19 protein-coding genes are annotated in these 17,150 nt (G+C 38.1%); 3 read left to right on the forward strand and 16 right to left on the reverse strand.

Annotation, left to right across the window (positions count from 1 at the left end):
* Positions 1-210: 210 nt before the first annotated feature.
* Positions 211-927: a hypothetical protein gene (locus NQ540_RS06015; RefSeq protein WP_005605844.1), complete on the forward strand. Its 717-nt coding sequence runs from the start codon at positions 211-213 to the stop codon at positions 925-927.
* Between the two features lie 15 nt (positions 928-942).
* The gene (locus NQ540_RS06020; RefSeq protein WP_005605845.1) at positions 943-1,662 is read left to right on the forward strand and encodes a hypothetical protein; all 720 of its coding nucleotides are present in this window, start codon (positions 943-945) and stop codon (positions 1,660-1,662) included.
* 167 nt (positions 1,663-1,829) lie between these two features.
* Here NQ540_RS06020 and NQ540_RS06025 read toward each other — a convergent pair whose 3' ends face one another.
* Genes NQ540_RS06025 through NQ540_RS06035 form a run of 3 tightly spaced genes read right to left on the reverse strand, consistent with a single transcriptional unit; the run spans position 1,830 to position 4,538 of the window.
* The gene (locus NQ540_RS06025; protein WP_005605846.1) at positions 1,830-3,347 is read right to left on the reverse strand and encodes an ABC transporter permease/substrate-binding protein; all 1,518 of its coding nucleotides are present in this window, start codon (positions 3,345-3,347) and stop codon (positions 1,830-1,832) included.
* The gene (locus NQ540_RS06030; protein ID WP_005605847.1) at positions 3,340-4,071 is read right to left on the reverse strand and encodes an ATP-binding cassette domain-containing protein; all 732 of its coding nucleotides are present in this window, start codon (positions 4,069-4,071) and stop codon (positions 3,340-3,342) included. Before NQ540_RS06030 ends, NQ540_RS06025 begins: the two co-directional genes overlap by 8 nt.
* A gap of 20 nt (positions 4,072-4,091) precedes the next feature.
* A complete protein-coding gene (locus NQ540_RS06035; RefSeq protein WP_005605848.1) occupies positions 4,092-4,538 on the reverse strand; it encodes a MarR family winged helix-turn-helix transcriptional regulator in 447 nt (148 codons plus the stop codon).
* Positions 4,539-4,710: 172 nt separating this feature from the next.
* Here NQ540_RS06035 and NQ540_RS06040 point away from each other — a divergent pair, with 172 nt between their 5' ends.
* Positions 4,711-4,905, forward strand: coding sequence for a CsbD family protein (locus NQ540_RS06040; RefSeq protein ID WP_005605849.1), 195 nt, complete (start codon positions 4,711-4,713; stop codon positions 4,903-4,905).
* 72 nt (positions 4,906-4,977) lie between these two features.
* On the opposite strand, the gene NQ540_RS06045 is transcribed toward NQ540_RS06040, so the two are convergent.
* From NQ540_RS06045 to NQ540_RS06105, 13 genes are all read right to left on the reverse strand, one after another.
* Positions 4,978-6,027 carry an NAD(P)H-dependent amine dehydrogenase family protein gene (locus NQ540_RS06045; RefSeq protein ID WP_039848820.1) on the reverse strand — a complete coding sequence of 350 codons (1,050 nt, stop codon included), beginning with the start codon at positions 6,025-6,027 and terminating at the stop codon, positions 4,978-4,980.
* Positions 6,028-6,180: 153 nt separating this feature from the next.
* Positions 6,181-6,870, reverse strand: a complete 690-nt coding sequence (locus NQ540_RS06050) for an energy-coupling factor transporter transmembrane component T family protein (RefSeq protein ID WP_005605852.1) — start codon at positions 6,868-6,870, stop codon at positions 6,181-6,183.
* On the reverse strand, positions 6,854-8,281 hold the full coding sequence (locus tag NQ540_RS06055; protein ID WP_005605856.1) for an ABC transporter ATP-binding protein: 1,428 nt from the start codon (positions 8,279-8,281) through the stop codon (positions 6,854-6,856). The genes NQ540_RS06050 and NQ540_RS06055 overlap by 17 nt, the downstream gene beginning before the upstream one ends.
* Entirely contained in the window at positions 8,274-8,840 is a 567-nt protein-coding gene (locus NQ540_RS06060; protein ID WP_005605859.1) for an ECF transporter S component, read from the reverse strand. The genes NQ540_RS06055 and NQ540_RS06060 overlap by 8 nt, the downstream gene beginning before the upstream one ends.
* Positions 8,833-9,462, reverse strand: a complete 630-nt coding sequence (locus NQ540_RS06065) for a YkoF family thiamine/hydroxymethylpyrimidine-binding protein (protein WP_005605861.1) — start codon at positions 9,460-9,462, stop codon at positions 8,833-8,835. Before NQ540_RS06065 ends, NQ540_RS06060 begins: the two co-directional genes overlap by 8 nt.
* 281 nt (positions 9,463-9,743) lie before the next feature.
* The gene (locus NQ540_RS06070) at positions 9,744-10,103 is read right to left on the reverse strand and encodes a PH domain-containing protein (protein ID WP_005605863.1); all 360 of its coding nucleotides are present in this window, start codon (positions 10,101-10,103) and stop codon (positions 9,744-9,746) included.
* A 20-nt stretch (positions 10,104-10,123) separates the two neighbouring features.
* The gene (locus tag NQ540_RS06075; protein WP_005605866.1) at positions 10,124-10,531 is read right to left on the reverse strand and encodes a hypothetical protein; all 408 of its coding nucleotides are present in this window, start codon (positions 10,529-10,531) and stop codon (positions 10,124-10,126) included.
* A 10-nt stretch (positions 10,532-10,541) separates the two neighbouring features.
* Entirely contained in the window at positions 10,542-10,868 is a 327-nt protein-coding gene (locus NQ540_RS06080) for a hypothetical protein (RefSeq protein WP_005605869.1), read from the reverse strand.
* Between the two features lie 134 nt (positions 10,869-11,002).
* Positions 11,003-12,319 carry a glycoside hydrolase family 32 protein gene (locus NQ540_RS06085; protein WP_005605872.1) on the reverse strand — a complete coding sequence of 439 codons (1,317 nt, stop codon included), beginning with the start codon at positions 12,317-12,319 and terminating at the stop codon, positions 11,003-11,005.
* A 9-nt stretch (positions 12,320-12,328) separates the two neighbouring features.
* On the reverse strand, positions 12,329-13,945 hold the full coding sequence (locus NQ540_RS06090; RefSeq protein ID WP_005605874.1) for an ABC transporter substrate-binding protein: 1,617 nt from the start codon (positions 13,943-13,945) through the stop codon (positions 12,329-12,331).
* Positions 13,946-13,982: 37 nt separating this feature from the next.
* On the reverse strand, positions 13,983-14,873 hold the full coding sequence (locus tag NQ540_RS06095; RefSeq protein WP_039848907.1) for a carbohydrate ABC transporter permease: 891 nt from the start codon (positions 14,871-14,873) through the stop codon (positions 13,983-13,985).
* Positions 14,874-14,882: 9 nt separating this feature from the next.
* Positions 14,883-15,800: an ABC transporter permease gene (locus NQ540_RS06100; protein ID WP_005605880.1), complete on the reverse strand. Its 918-nt coding sequence runs from the start codon at positions 15,798-15,800 to the stop codon at positions 14,883-14,885.
* Positions 15,801-15,935: 135 nt separating this feature from the next.
* The gene (locus tag NQ540_RS06105) at positions 15,936-16,940 is read right to left on the reverse strand and encodes a LacI family DNA-binding transcriptional regulator (RefSeq protein ID WP_005605883.1); all 1,005 of its coding nucleotides are present in this window, start codon (positions 16,938-16,940) and stop codon (positions 15,936-15,938) included.
* Positions 16,941-17,150 lie beyond the last annotated feature (210 nt).

Genomic DNA, 17,150 nt, shown 5'->3' on the forward strand with positions numbered 1-17,150 from the left:
AATAGATACGGCTAACTTTTTTGCACATAAAAGCTCTTGAGAATCTCAACTATTTGTTCCATTGTTAGAGACAATTTTGTGCTTCTCAGTTTGAATAATCGGTGAAGTTACGAGGAAAGGTAGTAATTATCGTGAAAAGCATTGCAAAACAAAAACATTAGAAGTATAATATAAGCATAATACAACAATCTTTTTGAAGGAGGTCTAACGATGATTAGACAAACTAAGAAACTGTTTCTTGGTCTATTCTCTCTTCTCGCAGTTTTCGTGATTGCTGGTTGTGGACAGAACCAAACATCAGATCAAAATACCAATAATGCACAAAAATCGCAACAAGAACAGAAAGATCCAAATAATTTAGCGGGTGAATGGGAATCCGTTTACGAGCTTGATTCATTGCAAAAGGCCTTTTTCCCACGAGGAATGAAAAGCTATACTTTTGCGAAATTCATTGAAGCTTTTAAAGACTTCAAGATGAAATTATCCATTGATGGCACAACTGCAAAGCTAAGCTATCAATACGATTCGAAAAAATTTGCAAAAGCATTCTACGAGATTTCAAGGGACAAGAAAGAAATGACAGAGGATGCATTTGTCAGCCGTTATATTAATGGACAAGTAGATTTCGTGAAAAACTTCAAGAAATATAAAGCATCAATGGATACATCGACCGGAACGTATAGCTACGAAGCTACAGGAACTGTCGATGAAAAAGCAAAAACTGTCACATTTGACGAAGGGATCATCATTCTTGACTCCTTCCCTCTAACGACAGCGGACAAAGATCACAGATTTGATTCAGTAACTTACAACTATGAAGTAAAAGACGGTATCTTGACCATCTACGCCGATATGAAGACGAAGGATAATCTTCCAGTTCATTTCGAACTGAACTTCAAACGCGTACCAAGTGCAGAAAAGAAATAGAAAGGAGACGCGACCATGTTTAAACAATATTTAAAACCATTATTCATTGCTGGCTGCTCTCTTTTAATGCTTGCCGGCTGTGGAAATCAAACTGCTACAACGACTACAACAACAACTGCCAATTCTTCAAACTCTCTCGAAGGAAAATGGGAACAAATCGATTTCAGAAGTACACTTGAACGCGGCTTAGGATACCTAGATTTTCAGGATAAGGAAGAAATTCCACGCCGACTCATTTATTCGGATGCCTTCAAGGACGTAAAACCGACACTGACGATTACAGGGAATTCTGCGGTATATGATTATACTACCTCCATCGAAGCGGCTATGGGCAACTTCTATGACTACGCGAAGTCCAAGAATCTAACAAGTGTCAAAGGAACGAAAGAAGAATATATTAAAAATCAATATAATGTTTTGAAACAGAGTCTAGAGAAATGGAACAATCAAAAAGGCTACCTCACCTATGGATTTAATGATGAAAAGAATGAAGTCCAAGAGACCTTAACAGGGATTACAATCAATGAGGGTACCGGTACGATGGAATTCAAGTACGCACCAAACTTCCTAAGTCTGGCGACCTTTTCAGTCGAAAAATTCGTAAAACCAGTGTCCTATAAATATTCCATTGAAGATGGCATTTTAACACTAACACTCGAACAACAAAAAATACTGGATAATGATCAAAAGGTTACTGCCTACTTCACAATGCGTTTCAAAAAAGTAGCGGAATAATCTATTTCTTTATAGGGTTGATTAAAGCAAAAAAAAGAATGTAGTTTCACTACATTCTTTTTTTGTTTTAATGCTTTTCTTCTAAAATGGAGGCTGAACAGTGAATGAGTATTTACTGGATTTATCTGCCTTGTTCTTAAAGTGAAGTTCTACATTGATTGTATTTCCTACTTAATGAAGCCTTGACTTTGAAGGAACTCGCGGGCAACCGTTTCAGCAGACTTCCCTTCTACTCCAACCTCATAGTTCATTTGACTCATTTGACTTTCAGTAATTTTTCCTGCCAATACATTCAATACACCTTCTAACTCAGGATGTTGTTTTAATAATGCTTCCTTCATTAAAGGCGCTCCTTGATAAGGTGGGAATAATTGTTTGTCGTCTTCTAATACGACTAAATCATAACGTGTAATTTCAGCGTCCGTTGAGTACGCGTCCGTAATTTGGATGTCTCCTGATTGAATCGCTTGGTAACGAAGGCTTGGTTCCATCGTTGCGACATTGAGGTTTAATCCATATTTACTTTGAAGTCCGCGATTGCCATCTTCACGGTCATTAAATTCAAGCGTAAAGCCTGCTTTCAATTGTCCTTCCACTTTCTTCAAGTCGGAGATCGTTTTTAATCCATACTTTTCAGCAACCGCTCTAGTAACGGCAACGGCATAGGTATTTTGATATGCCATCGGTTTTAGAAAGGCTAAGCCATCTTGTTTTAGAATTCCATCTCTTGCTGCTTCAAAGACTTCTTGCGGATCATGAGAAATGCTTGGGGCAGGCTTCAACAAGCTTTCTGTAACAGTTCCTGTAAATTCTGGGTAAATATCAATATCCCCTGATTTTAATGCTTCATACAGGAATGTTGTCTTCCCGAAGTTTGGTTTTACTTCCACTTTCAGCTTTGTGTTTTCTTCAATTAAGAGTTTATACATATTCGCTAAAATCTCAGGTTCAGGCCCTAATTTCCCTGCAATGATTAAGGTTTGTTGTCCCATCGAAGGCATCATTCCTGATACAAATGAAGCCCCTAGTCCTGCAAATAGAAGCACAAAGGTTGCGAAAATCGTTTTTAATTTGGCATGCTCCATCCATTTTAATAAGGTGCTAAACGCAATCGCCAAGACGGCTGAAGAGACTGCACCAATGATAATGAGACTAGCGTTATTACGGTCAATCCCTAGGAGAATAAACGATCCGAGTCCCCCAGCCCCAATTAACGCAGCAAGTGTCGCTGTCCCGATAATAAATACGGCAGAGGTTCGAATCCCAGACATGATGACAGGCATTGCAATCGGAATTTCAAACTTCTTCAATCGTTCCCATTTAGTCATCCCAAAGGCCACTGCGGCTTCTTCCAGACTTGGATCAATTCCTTGTAGACCTGTAATCGTATTTTGCAAAATTGGGAATAAGGCGTAAATCACAAGGGTTGTAAGCGCCGGAACCGTTCCAATCCCCATAAATGGAATGAAGAGCCCTAATAGTGCTAGGGACGGAATCGTTTGGAAAATCCCAGCCACTTGAAGAACAAAGCCTGCTGCACGCTTACGAGAACTTAACAGAACCGCCAAAGGAACAGCAATCAGAATCGAAATCAGTAGCGCTAATAAGGAAAGTTGTAGATGTTGTCCTAGTGCTACTGTCCAGTCGCTAAAACGGTCTTGAAACGTCGTAATCAAATTATTCATGACGCACACCTCCTTTAAAAAGTTCCGCTACAAATGCGGTTGCAGGATGTGCGAGAATTTCAGAAGGTGATGCGACTTGCTGGATTTCTCCGTCTTTTAGGACAGCAATACGGTCAGCTAGTTTCAACGCTTCATCGGTATCATGCGTAACGAAAATGGTCGTCATTTTAAACTCATGATGAAGTAACTTCGTCAGTTCTTGTAGTTGCTTACGAGAAATCGCATCGAGTGCTGAGAACGGTTCGTCCATGAGTAGCGTCATCGGTTCAGCAATCATCGCCCTGACAATCCCTACGCGTTGTTGTTCCCCACCAGAGAGTTCGCTTGGAAGGCGTTTGGCATAATCGTCAAAAGGAAGCCCTACCTTCTCAAGCAGTTCTTTCGTTTTGGCTGTGATTTGCTCCTTCTTCCACCCTTTCATTTCAGGGATAAGGGCGATATTTTCTGCTACCGTTAAGTTCGGGAACAACGCGATTTGTTGAAGGACATACCCTGTCTCTAAGCGTAATTTTCGTTGGTCATGTTCCTTGATTCGTTTTTCATTTAAATAAATATTTCCATCAGTCGGTTCAATCAACTGGTTAATCATCTTCAACATCGTTGTCTTCCCAGAACCGGATGGACCCACTAACACCATAAATTCGCCATCGTTAATCGTAAGGTTTACGTCTTTTAAAACGAGCTTTTCATCATAACGTAAGGCGACGTTTTTATACTCTAACATTTAGTTTCTCCTATTCTTTCTTATTCTTCGTATTCTTTCAAATTTTGAATAATTCTTTCTAAATAGCTTTCGAACTCAAAAATTTCCTGGATCGAAAACCCTTTATAAAATTGTTCTCCTAATTCATAACTCACTTCGTCTCCAATCTCTTTTTGAGCTTTTCCGAGTTCTGTTAGACTGACATAACGCTTCCGTTTATCAATCTTGCAAGCTTCTAAACTAACAAGTCCTTGTTCTTCTAATTTTTTAATCATACTCGTTAAGGTATTAATGGCAAGCCCCGTCTTTTGACTTAAGTCTGTAAAAGTCATACACTCATTTTCATAGTTCCAAAGTGAAGATAAAATTTTAGATTGCTCACTTCTAAATTGGGCTGAAGGCTGTTTCTTTAATATTTTTTGATAGGTTCTCCCATTGAGCAACCCTACATGGTGGACTAAGTAACCACCCTTCATTTTTGCTTTCATGAATACCCTTCTTTCAAATTAGTTCTATATAGAACTATATACCTCTAACTTTATTCTGTCAAAGATTCTGTTTCAAAATAATAATGCTCTACAAAATAGTTCCTCAAGCAGAAACTTAGGTGAAACCTTTTTTTGATGCTATAATGAGTCAAACAGTAAAGGGGGTCTTCATATGTCATTAGAAGATAAATTACAACAAGCAACAGGTGCCGCTAAAGAATTAGCGGGTAAAGTTACAGGCGATAAAAGCCTTGAATCAGAAGGTGCTGTAGAAAAAGGTTTAGGAAAAGCAAAAGAAGTCATTGATAACGTAAAAGAAAGCGTTGAAGGCGCAGTTGAAGGAATTAAAAACAACTTCAATAAATAAGTCTGAATTCTAAATGAAAATAGCCACTACAATTGTAGTGGCTATTTTTAGTATTCAAATTGATCATTTTTCCTAATACTCAAAAAAGGGATTTTCTACATACGTATGCAATGGATACGTTGGATAAGAAGCTTCTCTTAATTTTTCGCTCGTTACAAATCCAGGAGAAGCATCTAAGATTGTTGGAATGCGGTTGACAATCGTTGCACAAGTATGTGCGACTGTATCTGGTTTTTGAACAGAGAACACTAAGTTTGGTTCTCCAGTGATTTCCCAATCACACATATCTCCGTCATCTTCGCGGTAAACTTTACCAATACATTCCACTTCAATTTCTACTCCTTGATGCGTATGGAGAGTGGTCACTGCAGACATTCCCGTCACTTCCCCAGCAGGAATGGTTCGACCAAGTGTTTCAGAATACACATCTTCGTCTAACACATATGGAACACTCTTTTGACTGATGTCTTTAATCGTCCAATTCATCTTCGAACAGATAGCTTCGGCAGCATTCCACATGTAAGAAGGGAAACTTTCAGCAGTCGCAATTTCTGCATCAAAGCGTTCTTTCGTATATCCTGCACCATGAGCTTCTGCTAAGGCTAAACCATAGTCTTCGACATTATAGCTCACGACCCCTTTAATTTTATCAATACGGTTGACTCCTGCCATCGCAAGACAAGGCATATTAATCCAGTAAATATCTTGCATTCCTGAACCAGTAATGGTCAGCCCATTTTCTTTTGCCAAACGGTCTAAACGATTCGTTTCAGATGGAGAGGTATTCCAAGGATAAATGGCTTCTTCACAAGTCGTAATCACATTCACCCCATGACGCGCTGCTGTTTCAAAGAACGGATACATCTCTGGCATATAGGATAAAATGGTCACAATAGCAATATCTGCATCACAACTATTGAACACTTCTTCTGCATTATCTGAAATTACAACTCCTGTTTTAAACCCTAATTCGGCAAAATCACCGACATCGAGTCCAACAACTTCTGGATTATTATCGATTGCACCAACAATTTCCACACCATGATCCACCATATACTTGAAAAGGACCTTGGCCATTTTACCGCAACCATATTGGATTGCACGAACTTTTGTGTTTCTCATTGTCATACCCCTTTTCCAACAGATGAAGCAAACTTCCTCCGTTTGATTTATTTTCGTACATAGATTTGTACACTTTAATTATAGCGCTTACATTTCGGAGGGTCAATCTTCTTCTACAAATAGAAAAAGAGCCACAATTGTGACTCTTTGGTTTTATTGTTGTAGCCATATGACGATAACGATAAAAGATACCATCAAACTACTGTAAATTAAATCTAAAATGGAAATTTCCAGTTGAATTTTTTGCACTCTATCTGGGGAAAATCCACGCAGTTCCATCGCCATGGCAGTATACTCGGATTGTCGCATCAAACGAATCATCATGGTTGTGAGGGCTTTTAAGTAAACTCCACTCCCAGAAATCCCTCTGATTTGTAACGCTAATTTCGACTGCTCATATTCTGTTTGAATCAGTGTCAGAAAATTGATGGCTACAAGAATACTGTAAGCAATCGCCACCGGAACTTTCAATTGCTGGATGAGACTGGCAACAAATTCATTTTTCTCAATGGATGTTGATAGACTAATTCCTACAAGACCAAGCGCAAGAATTCGACTACTTAATTCCAAAGCTACAGAAAATACGCCACCTGGTCCCGTTTGAACCAATAGATTCTCATTTGGATAAAAATAGACTGACAGAAAATACGTCAAGGTAATCATCAGTAACCCCAGTCCGAGTTTTACAACGCGTCCCCAAGGTTGTTGTCTGAACAACACTATTATTACGATGGATGCTAGCATCATCATTCCATTCAGTTTCCATGATTTTGTAAAAAGGATAACCATGGAAAGTAAAAACGAAACTCCTAATTGTACGCTTGGATTAATTCTCATCTTCATTCGTCTCTACCTCCATGGTCCGGTGACGAATGTGCATCACCTTCTGCGCGTATTGACGCACTAGTCTACGGTCATGACTAGTAAATAGACAAGCTACTCCCTCTTGGCATAATTGCTGCAATGCATTCATAATAGCTATCGCATTTTTCATGTCTTGCCCGTAAGTCGGTTCATCCACTAATAGTAGGACTTTCCCCTCTCCAGTCATCGTTAAAAAAGCGAGCCTGCGCTGTTGCCCTTGACTCAGAAGCCAAGGAGATAATTCCTTAGTTTGCTTTAAGGAATATTCTTCTAACAGCGATTCGAGACGACTTTCTGCTTCGCCTGGAAAAGTGACTTTCAGTTCTTCTAAAACTTTCGCAGCCACAAATTGAAGGGTCGGATCTTGAAAAACAAGTCCAACTTTTTGAAATAACTCCTTCTTCTTCACCTTCGATAAAGAGTGGCCTTGCAGTTCAATGTTTCCTAAATAAGGGAGTTGCTTTAAAAGAGCTTTGAAGAAACTTGTTTTCCCACTTCCACTCGGTCCAATAAGAGCCATCATCTCCCCTTCATGAAGTTCAAGATGAATATGCTTAAGAAGCGGTTTGTCTTTTTCTACAAACACCGAAACATCTTCGACTTTCAATAGTAGTTTGGCATTTTCTATCTCTTTCTTACTGTTGAATGGTAATGAACACAGATTTCCACTCTCTTCTAGGAGAATCTTATCTTTCTCCTTTAGAGGAAGTTCGATTTGTTTCAATTCTCCACCATCTTCTAAGAGATACCACCGATTGACCCACTCCCAAAAATCCAATCGGTGGTCAATGATACAAATCGCTTTTCCTTCCTTGCTCAACCGTTTTATTTGCTCGATAAAGTACGGAATGCTTTCTTCATCGATATTTGCAAATGGCTCATCCATTAGATAAAGCGGTGCATCTACTAAGCTGGCACAAGCAAAGGCCACTTTTTGAAGTTCTCCCCCTGAAAGACTTGCAAACTTTCGGTGTAACAATTCTTCCAACTTGTATTTTTTTGCCTGAGCGTGCACTCTCTGCTCCATCGTTTCAATGGGGAAACAAAAATTTTCTAATATGAAAATCATTTCTTCGTACGGTGTCTCCATCGCAAACGAGAGTCTTGCATTTTGAAAAATAGAGCGTACATATTTCGTTCTCTCCAAGTGATTTAACGTTAGAAGAGAATGTCCTAAAATTTCTAATCCTTCACATTGAACTTCTGTGTCCCCATTTGGATAGACTCCATTAATCACATTCATAAGGCTACTTTTCCCAACTCCACTTCTTCCAATGACTAATACAATTTCTCCCGAATGGATTTGCATGGACAGATTGGAGAACAGCACTCGATTTTGAACGCTTAAAGTCGCATTTTTCAATTGGAGGACAATTTCAGGATTAGCCACGAACTTTGACCACTCCTGTTTTTACCATTTGGTCGCATAAGAGTTTGCTTAAGTATCCTGTAAAGATTAGGGCAGAAACTAAACGAATCACAAAAATAGCGGCAACCAGCTTCCAATCTAATGCTAAATAATTACTACGGAATCCTGTCCAAAGGAATGTAAAGACGGTCGTAATAACGGCCCCTAACATTGTGGTTCCATAAGTAATATCGCCGTATTTCTTCGTCATGAAGGCCATTTCTACTCCTAGCCCTTGGATAAAGGCACTAACCACAACGATAATACCGAACATGTTCCCAAGCAACACTTCAATCACGGCTGCAATAATTTCTGTAATAATACCAATCCCTGGTTTTCGAATAAAGTAAAGCGTGAATACTGGAGCCATAAACCAGATTCCGTAAAATGGCTCATATCCTAGCATCCCGAGTCCCATCGGTGCTAGTGTGGCAGAAAGCGCGCCTCCTGCATAAACTGCGAGTAAATAAAACACCCCAAACAATACACAAATTAAGCTAATAAATAAGTAATCCTTTAGTTCTAATTTATTTTTATTCATCAATTTCTCCCCCTGGTACATTGCATAATAATGTCACTTGAATCACAAAATGACTCACATCTTGCTCTAAAATCTTAAAAACTTGTTCCAAATAATCAAACACCTCGTGAACGTCCCCTCCTAGAAAAGTAACATAATGCCCTGTTCCAGTAATCGTTCCTTGATCAATCCCTAGATTCACCACTTTCTCGATGGTCTTCATATAATTATCGGACCCCATCGGATAGACTGCGAATTTCCCAATAACAGGAAAATGAGTCGCTTGAGAACGATCTTCATTGATTCGACTCCCATCAAACGATAAAGGTGTATCCTCATCTACATCCCCAGGGCATCCTTTTGAAAGAGTGGCTTCCAGCGAGCAGTGAACTCCCGGACGATAACTACCAATAAAACAAGCTTTTAACGCATCGAAAACTTCTACACTTCCCCCACGATAGATGGTAGAAGTATGATCCGTCTTTGCCCATACATTGGACAAATCCACTTGCCTGATGGCCCCAAGAATGATGTCGATAAAATCATCTGACATCGGTGCCAAATTAAACCTTGCGCCGGTTATTGCTAGATGTGAGCCTGGAACACCCACACGGCAATTCCCGTACGAAACATGTTGAGACATAAAAAACCCCCTTCAGATCTTTTCAATCCTGAAAGGGGGTTCACCTGTATAGATATGTACACAGTGGTACTGTCGACTTTGTAAGATACTCTCTACGCAACCATGAAGTTGATCAGATAATATTGGTCTGTATATCACACTCTCAGCCTCCCTAACGAGACTCCCAAGATCTTAAATATTTAATTACATGACTCATTCTAGCATTGTCCTCATTGAAAAGCAATGCATTGAGCTTACCGCTAAAGGAATCTGTCCCACAAGCAACAGACAACCCATGTGTTTTAGAGAATATACTCTGCTAGTAACCGTTCGAATTCGCGAATATCGATACCACGTTTCAATTCAATCTTAATATGGCCAGCTCTAGTCCATAGTTCCACTTCTGCGGTGTAATCGAGGATTCCCGCATTTTCTGTAGACCACGTATTTACCGCGCTATAAGGTAAGGAATACATCTCTACTTTTGTTCCAGTTAACCCTTGAACGTCTTTTACAATCAGGCGTTTGTTGGTGAATACTGCCACATCTCGTACGGTTTTGAAGGCGCGGTCTGCTACCTCTCCTGTCACAAGAATTTCTTCGATATCACGTGGGACATCCACTTCTCGGTAGAATACCCATTTTAGTGCTGTTGGTTCCATTTCTTTTCCTCCTATTTCTTTTACAATGAGTCGATTACGGATCCGATAACATCCATGAATGTCTTTTTCCTACGTCCGTTGACGGTTTCGTATAAATGATAAACTTTCAAATGATTATCATTACCAAACACAAATTCGAACCGGAATTCGCGTTCGTTTGGAGACACAGCATCGAAACGTGTTTTATATTTATCATGTACTGGGCTCACAGGATATTTATTGAACATCATACGACGATAATCCGCTGCCTCTTGAAGAGTTCGCTCCAACTCTTCACAATACTCCAAAAACATCTGGTATAACTCTGATTCAGAGACTCTGCGTCTGCGCACGACTGATTTAAAATCTGAAAATCCCCAGCGAGTAATATCAATCGAAAACGAAAATCCCTCTTGATTGATTTGATTTAAAAAAGCTTCTTGATTCATCTTAGTTTTCCTAGTTTTGTTTTCTCGCTAATTCCGGATTGCTATAATAACGCACATCAAACTGAATATCACCATTTGCTTCGTCAATTTTATCCTTCAGCTTTACTTCTGGATGAGTGATTTCTCCCGTTTTTGTATAATAGGCTCCGATTTTACCAGTCTGATTTTGAAGAATCCACGCCACATCGTTCCCGATTATGTGGGCTAAGTATCCATTGCTGTTCACAAAATTAAAAAAATCCGCAACCGTCATGGATTCGCATACGTCAAATGTCTCTTCATGTCCATACATGTCATCTCCTGCAGAGACGGAGTCACGATCTACAATAATTTTCATTATCGACACTTCCTTAGAAACTATTTGTAGTGATTATACCACATTCCCGTTTGATTCATGAGTTTTAAAATAAAACAAAAGCAACGGATGTCATCCGTTGCTTTTGATACTTTAAGAGAAAATAACCATGATTTCTACATTTTAGATAATACAGCAGTTACTGTTAGATAAAAAGTAGCTGTCAGAGTTGCCTCACCATGGTTTACAAAAATCTCAATGGAGTTTTTGTCTAAGAAGACTTCAAGTTCTTTAGCCTCTATCGTTACATACCGTCTACTTGTGTCCTGTTCTTCTTCCCCAACAATTTTTTGAGCAAGAGTACTACGGTCAATATATACCTGTTGTGCTGTACTATCATATCCAAACTCAAGATAGTCAGTCTCATTTCCAATGCGATACTGACAGTCGCCTTCAATTTGAATTTGATACTGTCCATGATGGATAGGTGTTTGAATGAGCTTTGCATCCTTAAAGTGAAGAATTCTTGGTAAAGTCATTGCACCTGCCCACTTATGTTGTTGAACATGAGAGTGAATCGTACGTCCCCATGTCTGCATCCAAGCAATCATAATACGACGTCCCTTATCATCTACTAATGTTTGTGGAGCATAGAAGTCTTGACCGTGATCAATCTCTTCTACTGTTTCAGGAATAAATTTCTTTTCTTCCCAATCTACTCTACCTGTAAGAAAAACGGATGAATTAATATTATGGAACGAATCTCCGTCGCGTTTATAGCGCATTGGAGAAACGATTAAACATCCTTTCCCATCTAACTCAAAGTAATCAGGACATTCCCACATAAATCCTTGATGCTCTTTTCCTTTTAAGAAGATAGACTCAAATTTCCAATCGACTAAGTTGTCTGAACCAAGTAGCACCACACAGCCGACATTGTCTTTATGCTTACTAGCGACTACGGAATAGTAGCGTCCATCTTTCTCGAAGAGTTTTGGATCCCGGAATTCCGATACAATCAATTCTTCCGGTAAATCGGCACCTGTCATCACCGGATTTCCTGAAATCTTTGTAAAATGAATCCCGTCATCCGAATAGGCTATATTTTGTAATTGTCGAATCCTTCCCGCTTCATCAATATGTCCTGTGTACATAATCCAGAGGCGATCATCTTTTACAATCGCTGAACCAGAGAAACATCCATTTCGATCATAGTCATGATCAGGAGCAAGTGCTACAGGCAAATGCTCCCAATGAATCAAGTCCTTACTCTTTGCATGTCCCCAGTGCATTGGACCCCATGCACTATCGTACGGATAGAATTGATAAAAGAGATGATATTCTCCTCTAAAACAAACGAATCCATTTGGATCATTAATCCATCCTATTTCAGCGGTAAAATGCTCTTCTGGCTTGTACTGAGTATTTACTAAATGCTTATTTTTCTCAATGAAAAGATTCGCTTCTTCTACAGTATACTTTTTACCACTCATATTTAACCTCTACTTTTTATTTGCTTGATATTGATCGTAATATTTTTGTTTGATTGCTAAGTATTCAGAAAGCCCATATTTTTCAAGTTCTTGTTTATAAGCATCCCACTCTTGATCGATATTTCCGTTTACAATCCATTCAGCACGTTTGCGATAGATGTAATCTTTCATATCTGCTTCGATGTGAGCAAGTTTATCTAAGTCTTCTTGTGTCATGAATACACGTGGATAAATGTTGTTGTTGCTCATATAAGGAACATAGTACTCTTTGATTAAGTCTAAACGCCATTTAGCATCGTCTGGCATTGTAGTCACTTTTCCATAGTAAGAATCTAGGATTGCAAGAGGTCCACCAACTTCTGTTTTTTGACGAAGTTCAGCAGGAGCAGTTCCGTTTAATGGTAGGTGTTTTAAGCTGTTTGTTGCTTGGTCAAATTCAAAGATATTTTGTTGGTTCGGATCCCCGTAAGTTCCCCAGTTGTTTTGTACAGATTGAAGTGGTGCATATTGTGCATCAATCCATTTAGCAGTTAACTCAAGGTTTTTGTTTGCACTAGTAATAACCATTTTATCGCGGTTGAATCCCATACCGTTTGTACGAGTAACATGTTTCTTACCACTTGGTCCAGCAAGAACTGGTAATACATCGTAACTATCGTTGCTACCAGTTACATTACTTTTATCCCATGTGAAGTAAACACCAAATTTTTGGTCATGTCCTTTTGCAATATAACTATTCCAATCATTTTCGAAAGCTTCTTTATCGATTAAGCCTTTTTCTTGTAATGTACGGATGAATTTAACGGCTTCTTTGTAATCATCATTATCAGCTGTAAAGTCAATTTTTCCGTCATTTCCAACAACGATATGATCATCGTTATCTCCTACACCGAATGCTCCAAACAACATCTTGAAGTCTTCGTTTCCGTTTCCGTTGATGAATGCGAATGGAATTTCATCAGCTTCACCGTTTCCGTTAGGGTCTCCGTTTTTAAAGGCTTCTAACACAGCAATTAATTCATCAGTCGTTTCTGGCATTTTAAGCCCTAGTTTCTTCAACCAATCTTTATTAATCCATGCCATGTCATTTACACTGTGGATAGACTCTTTACCGTCTCCTAATTCTTCAATCCATGGGAAGGCATAAATATGTCCGTCAGGAGCCGTCATTAATGATTTGTACTCTGGTTTTTCTTCTAGAATTTTCTTAAGGTTTGGCATGTATTTGTCGATTAAATCTTCAACAGGGATAATCACACCTTTCTTAGCCCAGTTCATTAATTCAACATCTGATGCACCATCATTATGAATAGCATCTGGAAGGTCTCCACTTGAGATATCTAAGTTTCTCTTTTCACCAAAATCAGATTGGTAGTTTGTCCACTCGATATGAACACCCGTTTCTTTTTCCAAACGTTGTAAAATTAGTTTTTCATTTGGATCTTTTGGTGCTAATGGTGAACTTGCTGTCATAAATTTCAATGTCTTAGTTTCCTTTAGAGGGAAAGACACATCTTGCAATTTATAATCTGGACTTGAGGCTTTATTGCTTGAGCCACAAGCTGCTAGGACAGTTAAACTGGCTGCCAAAATTAATGCTGATTTGGTAAATCTATTGAATTTCATAATAAAACTCCTTTAGTATTTTATTTTTTTATATTTATTACCCTTTAAGTGAGCCGGCCATAATACCTTTATCAAAGTATTTTTGGAAGAATGGATACATAACGATTAATGGCAAGCTTGAGATAACAATCGTTGCGTATTTAATTAATTCTGCTAATCGCTTCATTTCATTTAAAGCAGCTTGTGCACCAATCATATCTTGGCCAGGCTGACTTTGAATCAGGATTTTACGAAGAACTAGTTGTAATGGTTCTAAGTTTGGATCCTTAATATAGATCATTGCATCGAAGTATGAATTCCATTGACCAACAAAAGCGTATAAGAAAAGTACAAACATAATTGGTTTTGCTAATGGAAGCATAATCTTGAAGAAAATCTGTATATCATTTGCTCCATCAATTACGGCTGCTTCCTCTAACTCTTCTGGTAATCCTTGGAAATACGCACGAGCAAGAATAATGTTCCATACATTCACCGCACCAGGTACGATGATTGCCCAAGGTGTATTCAACATTCCCAAGTCTTTAACTAATAAGTACGTTGGAACTAATCCACCACCGAAAAACATTGTGACAATTAAGAAATAGTTAATCCATTTACGCCCTACTAAATTTCTCTTAGAAAGAGGATATGCTGTAAATACAGAAAGAAGAACCGTTAAAGTTGCAAATCCAAATGAGTATAAGAGAGAGTTCAGAAACCCTCTTAAAATGGACTGGTCACTAAAAACTCGTTTATACCCTTCTACTGTCCAGTCTTCAGGGTTAAAACTAATCCCTCTAGTCGCTAAGACCTTTGGATCCATAAATGACGCTACAATAATATAAATCATTGGAACCAAGGTGATTAAAACAATAAAAGCAATGATAATCTTATTTAATACTAAAATTCGTCTATCAAATTGCGTATCCATATATGATTTTTTCATATCTTTCACCTAAATCCCTTCACCATTATTCATACGTTTTACAATTTGATTTACTGAGATTAGTAAAACTACGTTAATAACTGCATTGAATAACCCTACAGCAGTTGAGTATGAGTAATCTCCCGACACAAGACCAATCTTATATACATAAGTTGAAATGATTTCAGATGCCGGTAAGTTAAGAGATGTTTGCATCAAGAATGCTTTCTCATAACCAACGTTCATAATTCCACCCGCAGCTAAAATGAACTGAATGACCATGATTGGTTTTAACGCTGGGATGTCGATATGCCAAATTCGTTGGAAGATATTCGCCCCGTCTAATCGAGCAGCTTCAATTAATGATGGATCTACATTCACCAATGTGGCTGTATATAGAGTAGAAGCCCACCCCATTCCTTGCCATATACCGCTTAAAATGTACAACGGACGGAAGAAATCAGGATCTGTTAGAAAATCGATTTTTATTCCAAACATCGAAAGGAAACCATTGATTGGACCTCCTACTGAGAAGAAGAGGAAAATCATCCCGACAATTACTACGACTGAGATAAAGTTTGGAGCATATAAAATCAATTGAATGCGTTTCTTAGCTTTCTCACTTAACAACTGATTTAACATAATTGCAAGTATGATTGGAGGCAAGAATCCAAGCAACAAGCCATAAACGCTCAATTTTAGAGTGTTCGATAACAATATTCCAAAGTTAGGAGAAGATAAGAATTTAATGAATTCATCGAATCCAACCCATTCACTTCCTAAAATACCTTTTAAAGGATTGTAATCTTTAAAAGCTATTAAAACACCATACATAGGAATGTACTTAAAGACGAATGTTAATACCAATCCAGGAACTGTCATTAATAACAAAAGTTTTTGTTTTTTAATTCGTTCCCATAAGGTCACTTGTTTTACTGTTTTAATCATAACAATCTCCTTTTTTGAAACGTTTCAATTCTTGCCTAGAAAAAGGAGCGCACAGCGCAACTTCTTTTTTATTTGAAACGTTTCAATTTTGAATTAAAAAATAATGTTTTTAAATTTGAGTTAATTTTAACAGTGTTAGCGTTTTCTGTCAACAAATTTTGTTGTATTTCCTTCGATAAATGTTATCGGTAACATTGTCTGCATATTAACAGCTTTTCCATCAATAATATCAAATAAGATTCGAACAGCTTCCCTAGCCATTTCCTCCAAAGGTTGGGCAATCGTTGACAATAAATAATCTTTATCCCCTGCCATCTTAATACCGTCATAACCAATAATTTGTACATCTTCAGGAATCTTCTTTCCCTTATTTTGTAAGATTTTGATGACGTCTAGGGCAAATAAGTCATTAATTGTAAAAATCCCATCCACATCAGGATTCTTTGATAAAAATTTTTCCAATTTAACATTATAATCTTCTTCTGTCTCATCTAAGTCAAAGACGCTGAAAGGATACTGGTGTTCCCGAACATAATTTTCGAAAGCTATTCTACGACGTTTAGTTTCATTGATAGTAGTATTATGCCCGCCCACAAAGGCTAAATGCTTACACCCTCTACGGATTAGTTGTTTTGCTGCTTCACGACCTCCTGCTTCATTATCCGAAGACACACAAGCAATCTCAATATTCGAATACATACGGTCAATACTCACAAACGGGATTCCTGAAGTTAAGTAGTTTTCGATTGGACTATAAGTAATTGCCACTATCCCATCTACTTTATTATGACGCAACATATCAAGATAATCTTGTTCTCTATCTGTCCCATTAATCGAGCATAAAAGCAGCTTGTTTTGTCTTTTATATACTTCATTTTCTACATGCATCGCAAACTCTGAAAAGAACGGATGCCAAATACTAGGCACAATCAGTGCGATAGTCTCAGTACGATTTCTCTTCATTCCTCTAGCGTATAAATCTGGAACGTAATTTAAAGTTTTAATCGCTTGTTCAACTTTTTTAAGCGTTACTTCTTTAATTCCACTTTCCTTATTAATAACACGAGAAACAGTACCAACACTTACGCCTGCCTCAATGGCAACATCTTTCATCGTAATGGATTTTTTTTGTTCTGACATATTTCTCCTCCTTTTTCCTATAGTATCATGGAATTAAATTTTTACAACCTTTTTTTCAAACCTTATCCTAAAACTGTCTACAAAAATTCAATATAAATCGGTTCCTAACTATTGTTTTCGTCATGAGTTGCTCTCTATATTTTTATTCTTGCAGCCACATCCGTCCATTTCTTCTCAACGAAAAAAGCACTCTATAAACTGCAAAGTACT

It is taken from the genome of Granulicatella adiacens ATCC 49175 (assembly GCF_025150565.1).
GTDB lineage: Bacteria > Bacillota > Bacilli > Lactobacillales > Aerococcaceae > Granulicatella > Granulicatella adiacens.